This window comes from Arcanobacterium bovis (assembly GCF_004331995.1).
Lineage (GTDB): Bacteria > Actinomycetota > Actinomycetes > Actinomycetales > Actinomycetaceae > Arcanobacterium_A > Arcanobacterium_A bovis.
Map to the genome: position 1 here is coordinate 36871 of NZ_SJDT01000003.1, position 13231 is coordinate 50101.

General features: G+C 52.1%; 12 protein-coding genes. 3 read left to right on the forward strand and 9 right to left on the reverse strand.

The genetic code is table 11. The features are described from left to right. Positions 1-8: 8 nt before the first annotated feature. Genes ybeY through hrcA form a run of 5 tightly spaced genes read right to left on the reverse strand, consistent with a single transcriptional unit; the run spans position 9 to position 4588 of the window. On the reverse strand, positions 9-530 hold the full coding sequence (gene ybeY, locus EZJ44_RS03975) for an rRNA maturation RNase YbeY (protein WP_131280444.1): 522 nt from the start codon (positions 528-530) through the stop codon (positions 9-11). Next, on the reverse strand, positions 527-1495 hold the full coding sequence (locus EZJ44_RS03980; protein WP_191088401.1) for a PhoH family protein: 969 nt from the start codon (positions 1493-1495) through the stop codon (positions 527-529). Before EZJ44_RS03980 ends, ybeY begins: the two co-directional genes overlap by 4 nt. Beyond that, the gene (locus EZJ44_RS03985) at positions 1495-2343 is read right to left on the reverse strand and encodes a 16S rRNA (uracil(1498)-N(3))-methyltransferase (RefSeq protein WP_131280447.1); all 849 of its coding nucleotides are present in this window, start codon (positions 2341-2343) and stop codon (positions 1495-1497) included. Before EZJ44_RS03985 ends, EZJ44_RS03980 begins: the two co-directional genes overlap by 1 nt. A 50-nt stretch (positions 2344-2393) precedes the next feature. Continuing rightward, the gene (dnaJ, locus tag EZJ44_RS03990; protein WP_131280450.1) at positions 2394-3512 is read right to left on the reverse strand and encodes a molecular chaperone DnaJ; all 1119 of its coding nucleotides are present in this window, start codon (positions 3510-3512) and stop codon (positions 2394-2396) included. A 53-nt stretch (positions 3513-3565) separates the two neighbouring features. Beyond that, positions 3566-4588: a heat-inducible transcriptional repressor HrcA gene (hrcA, locus tag EZJ44_RS03995; protein WP_206661840.1), complete on the reverse strand. Its 1023-nt coding sequence runs from the start codon at positions 4586-4588 to the stop codon at positions 3566-3568. A gap of 156 nt (positions 4589-4744) precedes the next feature. On the opposite strand from hrcA, the gene EZJ44_RS04000 reads away from it, so the two are divergent. Beyond that, positions 4745-5695, forward strand: coding sequence for a DUF3097 family protein (locus EZJ44_RS04000; RefSeq protein ID WP_241658583.1), 951 nt, complete (start codon positions 4745-4747; stop codon positions 5693-5695). 42 nt (positions 5696-5737) lie between these two features. On the opposite strand, the gene EZJ44_RS04005 is transcribed toward EZJ44_RS04000, so the two are convergent. The 4 genes from EZJ44_RS04005 to lepA are packed head-to-tail and all read right to left on the reverse strand — an operon-like array spanning position 5738 to position 10527. Further along, positions 5738-6412, reverse strand: a complete 675-nt coding sequence (locus EZJ44_RS04005; protein ID WP_131280456.1) for a hypothetical protein — start codon at positions 6410-6412, stop codon at positions 5738-5740. A gap of 28 nt (positions 6413-6440) precedes the next feature. Then, on the reverse strand, positions 6441-7691 hold the full coding sequence (gene hemW / locus EZJ44_RS04010; protein WP_241658584.1) for a radical SAM family heme chaperone HemW: 1251 nt from the start codon (positions 7689-7691) through the stop codon (positions 6441-6443). Beyond that, positions 7642-8667 carry a tRNA (guanine(46)-N(7))-methyltransferase TrmB gene (trmB, locus tag EZJ44_RS04015; RefSeq protein ID WP_241658585.1) on the reverse strand — a complete coding sequence of 342 codons (1026 nt, stop codon included), beginning with the start codon at positions 8665-8667 and terminating at the stop codon, positions 7642-7644. Before trmB ends, hemW begins: the two co-directional genes overlap by 50 nt. Beyond that, on the reverse strand, positions 8668-10527 hold the full coding sequence (lepA, locus tag EZJ44_RS04020) for a translation elongation factor 4 (protein WP_241658586.1): 1860 nt from the start codon (positions 10525-10527) through the stop codon (positions 8668-8670). A gap of 214 nt (positions 10528-10741) precedes the next feature. Here lepA and galK point away from each other — a divergent pair, with 214 nt between their 5' ends. Both galK and EZJ44_RS04030 read left to right on the forward strand, forming a co-directional pair. Then, the gene (gene galK, locus EZJ44_RS04025) at positions 10742-11899 is read left to right on the forward strand and encodes a galactokinase (RefSeq protein WP_241658587.1); all 1158 of its coding nucleotides are present in this window, start codon (positions 10742-10744) and stop codon (positions 11897-11899) included. After that, on the forward strand, positions 11896-13218 hold the full coding sequence (locus EZJ44_RS04030; RefSeq protein ID WP_131280467.1) for a UTP--glucose-1-phosphate uridylyltransferase: 1323 nt from the start codon (positions 11896-11898) through the stop codon (positions 13216-13218). Before galK ends, EZJ44_RS04030 begins: the two co-directional genes overlap by 4 nt. Positions 13219-13231: the final 13 nt, after the last annotated feature.

The window sequence follows — 13231 nt, forward strand, 5'->3', positions numbered from 1 at the left end:
TACGTCACCTAATCGATGGTTGGCGCAATATCGTCGATATCCCCAAAATCGCGAATAGGCTCGTTCGGATTTTGCGGTTTACGAGCTAGAAAGCTCAAAAGCAAGCGGCGCTGCAAATCAAACATTTCCTTCCGCTCGTCTTCTTCCTCGTGATCGTAGCCGAGAAGATGGAGCACTCCATGGGTAGTGAGCAACAGAATTTCTTCCATCGTGGCGTGTCCAGAACGCAGCGCTTGCCGTGCAGCAACTTGAGGGCAAATCGCGATATCGCCCAAAATACCCTCAATCGGTTCTTGACCTGGAGGCGTTGGGCGCAACTCATCCATCGGGAAGGACATCACATCGGTAGGTCCTTCCAAATCCATCCACTCAACGTGCAGTTGTGCCATAGCAGATTCATCAAGTAACACAATGTTGAGGTCTGCCTGCGGATGCACTCGCATCTGGTCGAAAAGCCAGGTTCCTAATTCGGAAATCTCCTCCAAATTCGGAGCTGGCGAAAACGAAGATTCATCATTAACTTCAATCATTGTTCATCATTCCATCGTGCGTAAGCGTCAATAATATCTGCCACAAGGCGGTGGCGTACAACGTCTGCTGAACCGAGCTCCGAGAACTTAATTCCATCCACTTCTCGCAAAATTCTGCGCACCAAAAGCAGACCCGATTGTACTTTGCCGGGCAAATCAATTTGCGTGATATCGCCGGTCACAACCATTTTTGAGCCGAAACCCAAGCGCGTGAGGAACATCTTCATCTGCTCAGGAGTGGTGTTTTGTGCCTCGTCCAAGATAATGAAAGCATCGTTAAGCGTACGCCCGCGCATGTAGGCCAGGGGAGCGACTTCAATAGTTCCCGCTGCCATCAGCTTTGGAATAGCATCCGGATCCACCATATCGTGTAGCGCATCGTAGAGTGGGCGCACATAGGGATCAATTTTGTCGTTGAGTGAACCTGGCAAGAAACCGAGTGACTCCCCTGCCTCAACCGCAGGACGAGTCAAAATAATGCGCGAGACTTCTTTCTTCTGTAAAGCCACCACTGCTTTTGCCATCGCCAGATACGTTTTACCCGTACCAGCAGGGCCGATGCCAAAAATCACGGTATTTTCGTCAATCGCGTCTACATAGGCCTTCTGACCGAGCGTTTTCGGGCGTATCGTCTTCCCACGTGCCGTCAATATATCGGCGTTGAGTAGCTCAGTTGGGCGAGCCATACCCGATTTCGTCATGGAAATTGCGCGCTCCACCGCATCAACTGTCAGGTGCTCTCCCAAGGAGACGACGGCGATCAACTCCGAAATCAATTCAATGGCCAAATCCACGTCTGCGGCATCGCCGGTTATTGAAATGGAGTGTCCACGCACGTGCAAAGTTGCGGGCGCAAGGCCTTTTTCAAGAACTCGCAAAACGCCGTCGCTATGACCAAGCAAGCTGATCATGGGGATTCTGTCGGGAACGGTAACTGTTCGCTGTATTTGTGCGTCGTTCGTCATCAATTCGATTCTACCTTAGATCGCCACATCTGAGCGTCAGTGAAAGCTCGCAAAACTGCAATTGCCCACGAGCCAGCCGTCGCTGATCGCAAAACGTGCTCACCGAGTAAAACCGGTTGTGCTCCCGCGCCTGTGAACAGTTCAATTTCCTCAGGTGCGATGCCGCCCTCTGGACCAACGATCACCACGATTTGCGCAGGTAGCGAAGCCATTGTTGCACTAATTTCCGGCGAATCGTCCGACGCCGATCCCTCACCTTGGCAAAATACCAAAGTGCGTAAGTGTTGCACCAAAGAATCACGTGCTTCTTCATGGCAGACCAACACCCAGCAATCATTGGCTACCCACTGCCCGATTTTGGCTGCTAACTCGCGCGATTTTACGACGTCGTGCACCACCGGCACGTACGAACGGCGCGACTGCTTGGCAGCAGCATCAGCTGTGAGCTGCCATTTTGCAGTTCCTTTGCTCGCTTTTCCCGGCTGACTCCACGTGACGATTGCCCGCTGCGACTCCCATGGAACTACCTCATCTACGCCAAATTCGGTAGACGTTTCCACTGCTTGCTCATCGCGCCCACCCTTCGCCAAGGCTTGCACTAGGATAATTCGCACATCAGGAGCCTTTTCATTCTTCACTTCAAGCGCTGTGCCGCTGAGCTGGTTTTTTGCCACGTCGTCCACTTCCACAGTAACGCGCAAGCCACGACCATCAACGATGTCGATACGCTCGGCGCAACGAGTGCGACGTACCGTTGCGGCGTGGCGAGCTTCGTCTCCACTAAGCACGACGACGTCGCCCACACGCGGCTGCTGCAGGTTACGATCAATATAAACAGGGAGCGTCACCAAACACCGCCAATCGAAGAAACGAACTGCGAAAATGCGCCATCATGACATCAGTGTCCCATGAACTTATCTTTAAGACGCGAGAATACCGAGCTTAAATCTGAAATCATCCGAGCTGCTGGGGATTCTTCGCCGCGCAACTTGGCAAGTTCTTCAATCAATGCACGCTGAGCATCATCAAGCTTGGTAGGAGTCTTCACCTGGACGGTAATTTTTAGATCTCCACGGCCGCGGCGATGCAAACGCCCAACTCCCATGCCTTCCAATTTCACTTCGGCACCAGACTGTGTGCCAGGAGCAATATAGACCTTCTGTTCACCATCAAAAGTGTCGATAGCTAGTTCGGTGCCAAGCACAGCGCTCGTCATCGGCACTTCGAGCGTGGCATGGAGATGGTCTCCTTGACGTACAAAAATCGGATCTTTTTCTACATAGACCTCGGCGAAAAGGTCACCTGGCATGCCACCGGCCACTCCGGCGTCGCCCTGCCCCGTGAGCCGGATCCGCATGCCGTTCTCAACACCCGCAGGAACTTTGACAGTTACGGATTTCTTCGAGCGCACACGCCCCTCACCAGAGCATTCGCCACATGGTGTGACAATCTGTGTGCCGTAACCTTGGCACGCACCGCAAGCGGACGTCGTCATCATCTGGCCGAATAGGGAGTTAGTTACCCGTTGGATCGAACCCGAACCGCCACATTGAGCACATGTCACCGGCTGCGTGCCAGGAGCCGTCATCATGCCGTGACATTCGGGGCATTCAGCAGCAATATCAACAGTTATTGGCTTGTCTACGCCAAACACAACTTCATCCAAGCTGAGGTTCATTTGCACAAGCGAATCAGAACCCCGCTGCGTGCGGGAAATTGGACCACGCTGAGCAGCTCCGCCGCCAAAGAATGTAGAGAAAATATCTTCGAAACCAAATCCACCAGCGGCGCCTGCACCGCCACCGCGGAGAGCATCCTCGCCACCCATATCGTACATGCGGCGCTTTTCTTCATTGGAGAGCACGTCATAAGCGCTAGTTACGTCCTTGAAGCGCTCAGCACCGTCAGGACCAGCCACATCGGGATGTAATTTGCGCGCCAACTTTCGATACGCTTTTTTGATATCGTCTTGCGAGGCATCTCTCGACACACCAAGGATTTCGTAATAGTCAGCCACTGAATGCTTTACCTATCTTTTATATTCGGGTTAATTTATCTGATTTCGTGCAACTAGTTCTGCCGCAAAATTTCCGACAAATACGTTGCAATTGCATGGACACTTGATATTGCGCCTGGGTAGTCCATTCGAGTTGGGCCGATAATGCCCAAACTTGCGATGGTCTGATCTGATGTATTGCCGTAGCCAGATGACACTATCGATGTTTCCACCAGTTCTTCAGTATCATTTTCGCGGCCAATTCGAACGTGGAGTCCCTCACCCTGCTTAGCCAACAATTTCATCAGAACTACTTGTTCTTCGAGCACATCAAGGATCGGCGCGATCGAATTGTGAAATTCCACGTTGTAGCGGCTCAAATTGCCAGTACCAGCCACAACTACACGCTCTTCAACTTCATTGAGCAAGGTTTGACGCAAAACATCGAGAATATTGCGCGCGAAAGTTTGGAGATGTGCAGGGCAATTTTCCAAGAGCTGCGCAGATGCCGAACCAAGCACTTTCAGCTGCAATCCAGTGAGATGCTCGTTGATGGCAAGGCGTAGATCGTCAAGATTTGCTTCTTTGATTTGCTGGCTATGCTCGATAGTGCGTTGCTCAACTCGACCGGCGTCGGTAATCATGACGATGAGAATGAGCTGCTCACTGAGTCGTACTAATTCGACGTGACGCAAGGTTGTGCGCCGCAACGACGGATATTGCACCACCGCAACTTGTTGAGTGATCTGCGCCAATAGTCGCACGGTACGATCCAAAACGTCGTCTAAATCCACTGCTTCGCGCAAAATACGTTCGATTGCAAGGCGTTCGCCAGCTGAAAGAGGTTTAATCTCAGCGAGCGAATCAACAAAAGCGCGATATCCAGCATCGGTCGGAATTCGCCCAGCAGAGGTATGCGGCTGCACAATCAGCCCAGCTTCCTCCAACTGAGCCATATCGTTGCGAATAGTAGCAGGAGAAACATGGAAGCCATGACGTTCCACAACGGCTTTTGAGCCTACAGGTTCCCTCGTAGACACGTAGTCTTCAACGATAGCGTTGAGCACGATCCGTCGTCGTTCATCTGGTGTTCCCACCAAGTTCCCCCTTTCCACATGTTGCAACAGTTTCAGCGTGAGTGTTGCACTCAAAGTATCCGAGTGCTAATTCTACGCTTTTCTTACCTCAACACGCATCTGCGCAACGTCCGATTGGTCACCCCTTTTTCGCCTCCGGTGATTTAACCTAGTGAGGTGAACTCAAGATTTACCAACCGACATCCTTCCGGCCGTGAGATTCATCGGTTCAAAGAGGCCGACGCCGCCACACCAGTTTTTCGAAATGCCAACGATCGTTATGGCGACGACGTTCTGCGCGCCGATCCACTGCGCAAACCCAAAGCACGCGAGATACCTGCCGAAGTAGGCCTACTGCTTGAAGATGTGCAAACAGGGTATGTAGGCGAGGTGGTGCGAGTTTCCAAAGTTGCTGGTCAATGGCAGATGGTACTTGAAGATGGGGATTTCAAACAGCGCTCATTTCCACTCGGTCCTGGATTCTGGGTTGAAGGTGAACCGGTAGTGATTGTGGAACCAAAGGTAACGCCACAGCGTAACGATACGCAACCGCGCGTCGTCGCCGGAAAATTCGTTACCGCATCGGGCTCTCTTCACGTGGATCACAAAGCTCGGGTAGCGCGACCATCGCGTATCTGGGTAGAAGGTAAACACGATGCACAGCTCATCTCGAAAATTTGGGGTGAGGACCTCGCTTACGAAGGAATTATGATCGAGGAGCTTTACGGTGCCGATCACCTTATTGACGTGCTCAAAGTTTTTGGCCCGTCCAACGATCACCGCGCTGGCGTACTTCTTGATCATCTCGTGCCGGGTTCAAAAGAATGGCGAATCGCCCAAGAGGCAATGAAGTACCCGGGTGTTTTGGTGCTTGGACATCCGTATATTGACGTGTGGCAAGCGATTAAACCTCGTACTATCGGCATTGCTAGCTGGCCAAATGTTCCGCGCGGCGAAGATATTAAATCTGGAACGCTCGCACGACTCGGCTGGCCACACGCGAATGCTGAGGATATCGGCATAGGCTGGCAAAGGATGCTGGATTCGGTGCATTCCTACACCGATCTTGAGCCTGCGTTGCTCGGCAGGATGGAAGAGCTCATCGATTTTGTGAGCGCTGGGTTATAAGCTATCGCAGCGTCAGCGTTACAACCTCACAAAAGGACTGCGTTACAACCTCACAAGCTGCCCCAGCGCACTTTTAATCGCTTTAATCTCCGCAACCAATTCTGAATCAAACTCATGAGCTGCAATAATGACACTTGCAGTATTGCCGTTGGTGTAGATCGCCACCACATTTGGCTGGGAATTTGCCCACTCTAGCAAGGCAGAATCTTCTTGCAGCTCCGCCGAACTTGCCGTGGCGTAGAACGTCCAACGCCTTTGTGACGGTTCGAGAAACGACGGCGCCGTCACCGGCGTCGATGCAAAACCTACTGGAAGCTTGAATGAATCAGTAACACCAAGCATTTGTGGAAAAGTTTTCTCACTACCATCTGCAAGGAATGGCGAATCAACTGTAATGACTTGGTATGCATCGCTTTCGCCCACAAGGATTCGAGCGCTGCGCCACGTTTGAGTACCACTGCCACTCAACGCATCATGAGCTGCGGCATTAGCTAAAAATGGCCACAAAGACGTATTGCTCTGCTCGCCGATGAGAAAAGTGCGAGCATCTTTGACGATGTCCTTATGCGAAATCTTTTCTTTGCGCAAAAGCGCGATGAGTCGAGTGCGCTCATCCCATGAGCCTTTCGTTTTAGGCGACAGCCCTACAAAAAGTGCCCATCCGAGCGAACCAGCAAATAGCACAATCAACAGCGTCTTAATGTAGATATCGCCCATAATCCCTCTACCTCTCGGAAAGCTACACTTACCAAAGTTCACGAATAACAGTATCGGCAAGCAACCGACCTTTTCGCGTAAGCACGATTTTTCCGCTCAAAGCGTGATGCGGATCAATAAGCTCGTCGCTAACAAGATTAGCCACCACATGTGCAGGTGTGCCGGAAGGTACTTTAATGCCGCTTGAGAGCCGAACTCCCATCATGATGTGCTCTTCGCGTCGCTCAACCTCAGTGAGTACCTCACGTCCAGCTGCAGGACTCGCAGGTAGATTACCGTCGATAGCGTTCAAACGCTGGGCATATGCGATTGGGTGTTTCACATTCCAAAAACGTGTACCGTTAATATGCGAATGAGCCCCTGGCCCATATCCCCACCAATTTGCGTTGCGCCAGTAGTGCATATTGTGCTGGCATTCTTCTCCCGATTTCGCCCAATTCGAAATCTCATACCACTGTAATCCAGCAGCAGAAAAGCGCTCATCAGCCAATACATACTTATCTGCGAGCTCCTCAGGATCTGGCTCGCGGATTTCTCCTCGGCGCAACTGTGCACCCATTTTCGTGGCCGGCTCAACAGTGAGAGCATACGCAGAGATATGCGCAGGTTCGAGTTCAAGAGCTGCCTCAATCGAGCGTTCCCACTGCTCCATCGACTCTCCCGGCGCCCCATAGATCAAATCAATCGAATAACGCAGACCAAGCTCTTGGGCCCACGTTGCAACCTTTTCAACCTGTCCTTGGGTATGGGCACGATCAAGTGTGGCTAAAACTTGAGGATCAGCCGATTGCATACCGCAGGATATTCGGGTAAATCCGGCATCTTTGAGCTGCGCCAAATAATCTTTGGTCAACGTTTCTGGGTTTGCTTCGGTGGTGACCTCAGCACCTTCTTCAAGACCAAAAGCGGCAGTCAAATCAGCAAAGATACCCAACAGTTGCTTGGCAGCAAGCATCGTTGGTGTACCACCGCCAAAAAATACTGTGCGGAGTGCTCCGTGCTCGCCTGTGTCCAGCACCCGCCGCGATAATTCAATTTCACGCCGCACAGTATGGCGAAAATCTTCAACGGATGCGCCTGGGCCAAAATCGAGATTTGTATAGGTATTGAAATCACAATATCCACAGCGTACGCGGCAAAAAGGGACGTGAATGTACGCCGAAAAACCTCCGCCGACGTGCGGCTCAGGCAATGTGCCATCGGCGGGCGCGGGATCGCCTAGCGGCAGTTCAGCCAAGTTGTGCCAATCCTCGACGCGAGCTCGCCGGACGCTCTCCACCGCGATCCGCGAGCACAGTTTCCCCGCGGGCGACGGCGCTCACCCACGGATCCTCGGGCACCTCGGCGTCGTCAATCCCCAGGTTGTTGCGCACAGCGACGACGTCGTGAACCTTCCGTTGTGCTTCAAGACCACGTTCTTCAAAACGCGTCATAACGCGTTCTTCGAAACGAGGCGCAAAACCTCCTTGGTAGATACCCTCGTCAGTAAAATCAATGTTCTGACCAGCATAAGGATTTCTAAACCACGGAGATTCGGCGATCACGTCTCGCATCTGCCAGGCGTAGTTGTCCCAATCGGTGGCCATGCGCCATACGCCGTCGGGCTGCAAAATTGCAGCTACTGTATGCGCAAAAGACGGCGAAACGATTCTGCGTTTGCGGTGTTTTTTCTTGCGCCACGGATCAGGAAAGAAAGTCCATACTTGGGAGGCATACTGACGCTGACCAGCGTTTTGAACGACGTCGTGTGCGCCGTCGCGCTCAATGGCGTGCGCCAGAGCTTGCTCAGCAACGTGCGCAGTAACCTGCTCAGCAGCGTGCGTCGCGGACGATTCACTACCAAGGTGGGCGCCAAAAATGATCGGCAATGCCTGAGCCGCATCCAGTTCAGCGATCTTAACGTTGTCGAGTTCAGCGCGTGACACTGCGTTTACACAGCGTGCAACCCCTGGCGCCCAAGCTTCAAAGGCCAAAAAATCCCATTCGGGGTGAAGGGTGGCAGCATGAACTAGCTGCTCTCCAGAGCCAGGCCCGACTTCCACCACAATTGGCGCTTCCCTGCCAAACACGGCAGCCAAATCAATATGAGAGCCGGCCGCAATGGTTGCTTGTCCGACACCTTTTTCAAAAGGGAGCAGGTATTTTTCGGAGTGCTCTTCCATGACTTTTTCATACTTATCGCCAAGACGCTTCCCACGCAAGGAAAACGACATAATACGCCCGTAATTTACCGGCTGCTGTCCACTATCGACCACTTATTTCTTCTTACTCTCTGGCATTTCAGAGCTGAGCGCTGCCACAAAGGCCTCTTGCGGCACATCGATTCGACCAATCGACTTCATGCGCTTCTTGCCCTCTTTTTGCTTCTCAAGAAGCTTGCGCTTACGGCTAACGTCGCCACCATAGCACTTGGCCAACACATCTTTGCGCAGTGCACGAATAGTTTCACGCGCAATAACTCGTGAGCCAACCGCAGCCTGAATTGGGATCTCGAACTGCTGGCGCGGGATGAGAGTCTTGAGTTTTGCCGCCATCTCCACGCCGTATGAATATGCACTATCTCGGTGAACAATCGCAGAGAATGCGTCCACGGTTTCGTGGTTGAGCAAAATATTGACTTTCACCAAATCCGCAGCTTGTTCTCCTTCTTCCTTGTAATCCAGAGAAGCGTAGCCCTTGGTGCGCGATTTGAGTTGATCGAAAAAATCCGTCACGATTTCCGCTAGTGGAAGTTCATAACGCAGTTCAACGCGGTCTTCCGAAAGGTAATCCATCCCCTTCATGTTTCCGCGGCGCTGCTGACTCAGTTCCATAACCGTTCCCACGTACTCCTTCGGAGTCAAAATTGTGGCATCAACCAGCGGTTCGATAACTTCCTTAATCTTTCCTTCTGGGAATTCCGAAGGATTCGATACCTTCACTTCTTCCCCAGCGTCTGTGATTACTCGGTAATTTACTGACGGCGCGGTAGCAATCAAATCCAGATCAAATTCGCGTGCAAGGCGCTCGGTAATAATTTCTAAGTGGAGCAGGCCTAAAAAGCCACAGCGATAACCAAACCCCAAAGCTACAGAAGTCTCCGGCTCGTAGGTGAGTGCGGCATCATTGAGCTTCAATTTGTCTAACGCATCGCGCAAAGCTGGATAGTCAGATCCGTCAATTGGATACAAACCAGAGAACACCATCGGCTTTGGGTCTTGGTAACCAGAAAGCGCTTGAGCAGCTGGCTTGTTCAAATCGGTGATGGTATCACCCACGCGCGATTGACGCACGTCTTTCACACCGGTAATGAGGTACCCTACCTCACCCACGCCCAGGCCTTTCGATGGCATTGGCTCAGGTGAAATCACACCAATTTCCAAAAGTTCGTGTGTCTGCTTGGTAGACATCATCTGAATGCGCTGGCGCGGACGCAGATTTCCATCCACCACACGCACGTAGGTCACAACTCCACGGTAGGTGTCGTATACGGAATCGAAGATCATAGCGCGAGTTTCGGCATCGGCGTCGCCAACTGGAGGCGGCACCTCACCCACAATCCGGTCAAGCAGCACGTCCACGCCCTCGCCCGTCTTACCTGAAACGCGAATACAATCTTCTGGTTCACAACCGATGAGCGAAGCGAGCTCCACAGCGTATTTATCCGGGTTAGCTGCGGGAAGATCAATTTTATTGAGCACTGGAATGATGGCGAGATCATTTTCGATCGCCATATACAAATTGGCAAGAGTCTGAGCTTCGATTCCTTGCGCCGCGTCCACCAGCAGAATTGCTCCCTCACAAGCCGCAAGCGACCGTGAAACTTCATAAGAGAAATCGACGTGCCCCGGCGTATCGATCATATTAAGGGCATAGGCCGAACCATCAACAGTCCAGGGCATGCGCACCGCTTGCGACTTAATCGTAATTCCGCGTTCGCGCTCAATATCCATTCGATCCAGATACTGCGCGCGCATATCCCGCTCTGAAAGTACTCCAGTAAGTTGGAGCATACGGTCCGCCAGGGTAGATTTCCCGTGGTCAATATGGGCAATAATGCAGAAATTACGGATACGATCTGCGGCAGTGGCTGCCGGTTCGATCTGTTTGATCTGCTCTGACGTACTTACAGGCACGGAACTCCTTAACTCATGTTTCTCAGGTATAAGGCTACCAGCGCGCGGCATGTGCCCAAGATCTTGTCGTATGTGATTTTAACATCGGCACAAAAGCTCACCGCAAGATATTGTAGCTTTTGGCACTAAGAGCTGTATAAATGCTAGAATTTCTTTTGGTTTACACATGTTGCCTGTGCAACATAACGTACACAATACGGCAAAGGAGCACGTTGTGGCAGTATTCAAGGACTCTTGGTCCAACCAAGAAGGTTCTAATCGGGTGAGCAAACTTTTTGCAGATCAATTCGGACACGAGCCTGAGCAAGTCTGGGCAGCTCCGGGCCGGGTAAACATCATCGGCGAGCACACTGATTACAACGAGGGGTTGTGCTTGCCAATCGCCCTCAACCACCGCACATTTGCTGCGGTCTCTTTTCGGAACGACGACGTCGTACGCGTCGTCTCACGCCTCGATTCTGTACACGTGTGGGAAGGCAAATTGAGCGATATCGGCCCCAACTCCCCCGATTCTTGGGCTTCCTATGCTGTTGGACCAGCTTGGGCTTTAGGAGTAACTCACGGTTTCGATGCCGCCATCGATTCGTGCGTTCCAACGGGTGCTGGGCTATCGTCGTCGGCGGCAATTGAATGTGCAGTCGGTGCCGCTTTCGTGCCAACCGAAACGCAAGCAGAACGCAAAGAACTTGCAAGCGCCTGCGTCACCTCGGAAAATATCGTGTCTGGTGCAGCCACAGGAGGTTTGGATCAATCTGCATCCATGCTGTGCACGGAAGGAAATGCGCTCTATTTGGACTGCCAGTCGTGGGAAACGCGAAGTATTCCTTTCGACATGTCGAGATTTGACCTCTCACTTTTGGTGATCGATACGCGAGCCACCCATTCACTCAACGACGGCCAGTACGAAAAGCGCCGCAGATCGTGTGAAGAAGCAGCTCAATTGCTTGGTGTGAACTCATTGCGCGAAGCTACGCTGGAAGACTTAGACAAGCTCGACGGCGTGTTACTGCAGCGTGCACGCCACGTGGTGACCGAAATTCAGCGCGTGCGCGACGTCGTCGCACTTCTTGAAGATCAGCGCCCTCACGAGATCGGTTCGCTTCTCAACGCTTCCCATGCCTCGCTTCGTGACGATTACGAAGTCTCGTGCGCTGAGCTGGACGTCGCTGTTGAAAGCGCAACCGCCGCGGGCGCTTTGGGCGCGCGAATGACTGGAGGCGGTTTCGGCGGCTCAGCCATCGCTCTTGTCCCTAATGCCGCTTTCGATGCTGTTACGCAAGCCGTTGAAACAGCTTTTGCTGATCATGGGTTCACACCACCACATTTCTTACGCACTATTGCAGCGCAAGGAGCAGAAAGGGTTGAGGCATGAGCGCGCTCGAACACGCCCGCCAAAAGATGATTGACGACGGCGCCGGGAAAATCGCAATCAGAGTTTTTGAGGAGTACTTTTACCAGCTTGAACAAGGTAGTACTGGTTTAATTCCTGAATCGACCATTGAGCCACTCACGTCAGTTGATGATCTGACTGCGGTGGACATTGATCCGGAAGTTGCCAAGAAAGCTCTCGGACAAACCGTGTTCTTGAAGCTCAATGGTGGTTTGGGTACGTCGATGGGCTTGGCTAAAGCAAAGTCCTTGCTACCAGTTCGCGACGGCATGACGTTCCTCGATATCATCTTTGCCCAGATTCGCGATGCACGACGCTGTAGCGGCAAAGAAGTTCCTCTCATGCTCATGAACTCTTTCCGCACTCATACCGACACCGTAAGCTTGTTCCCAGACGATCTCAAAGTGGATGGAATACCCGTTGACTTTGTGCAGGGACGCGAGCCGAAGCTGTTAGTTGATTCATTTGAGCCGGTTGAGTGGCCGCGCGATCCTGAACTCGAATGGTGTCCGCCCGGGCATGGCGATCTCTTCACATCGCTTGCCGAATCGGATCTGCTTACATCGCTCCTAGATCGAGGTTTGCGATACTTCACTACCTCGAATGCGGATAACCTCGGTGCATTTCCGTCTGCTCAGATTGCCGGTTGGTTTAGCGAAAGCGGAGCATCATACGCCCCTGAGCTATGCACTCGTACTTTGACCGATCTTAAAGGTGGCCATTTGGCACGGCGTAAATCCGATGGTCAGATTATTTTGCGTGACACGGCGCAAACCCCACCGGAGGATATGCATTTCTTCACTGACCAATACCGTCATCCGTATTTCCACACCAATAACCTGTGGTTCAACATCGAGGCGCTTCGCGATCTTTTGCGTCGTACTGAGGGCGTGGTCAATCTCCCACTGATTCGCAATAAAAAGAATGTGGATCCTACCGATAAGACTTCCCCTCAGGTGTATCAGATTGAATGTGCAAGCGGAGCGATTGTGAGTTCGTTTTCTGATTCGCGTCCAATATTGGTGGGGCGTGAGAGATTCCTGCCGGTCAAAACCACGAATGATCTTTTTGCGATCCGCTCAGATAGTTACGATTTCGGTGCGGATGCACGGCTTCGACTCAACCGCGAGCAAGCGCCGATAGCCAAGCTTGATCCGCAATATTTCGCTATGATTTCAGATTTCGAACTTCGAACCAAGAATCTGCCATCCACGGCAAAGCTCGACACAATCGAAGTGACCGGCAACTATTTCTTCGACGGAACCGAGAAATTGGTGGGTGACGTGCACATCAGTGCTTAATCGTGGGATTATA

Coding starts and splice junctions, on each gene's coding strand:
- ybeY (WP_131280444.1), bottom strand. CDS start 530: ATGATTGAAGTTAATGATGAATCTTCGTTTTCGCCAGCTCCGAATTTG.
- EZJ44_RS04030 (WP_131280467.1), top strand. CDS start 11,896: ATGAGCGCGCTCGAACACGCCCGCCAAAAGATGATTGACGACGGCGCC.
- EZJ44_RS04005 (WP_131280456.1), bottom strand. CDS start 6,412: ATGGGCGATATCTACATTAAGACGCTGTTGATTGTGCTATTTGCTGGT.
- EZJ44_RS03980 (WP_191088401.1), bottom strand. CDS start 1,495: ATGACGAACGACGCACAAATACAGCGAACAGTTACCGTTCCCGACAGA.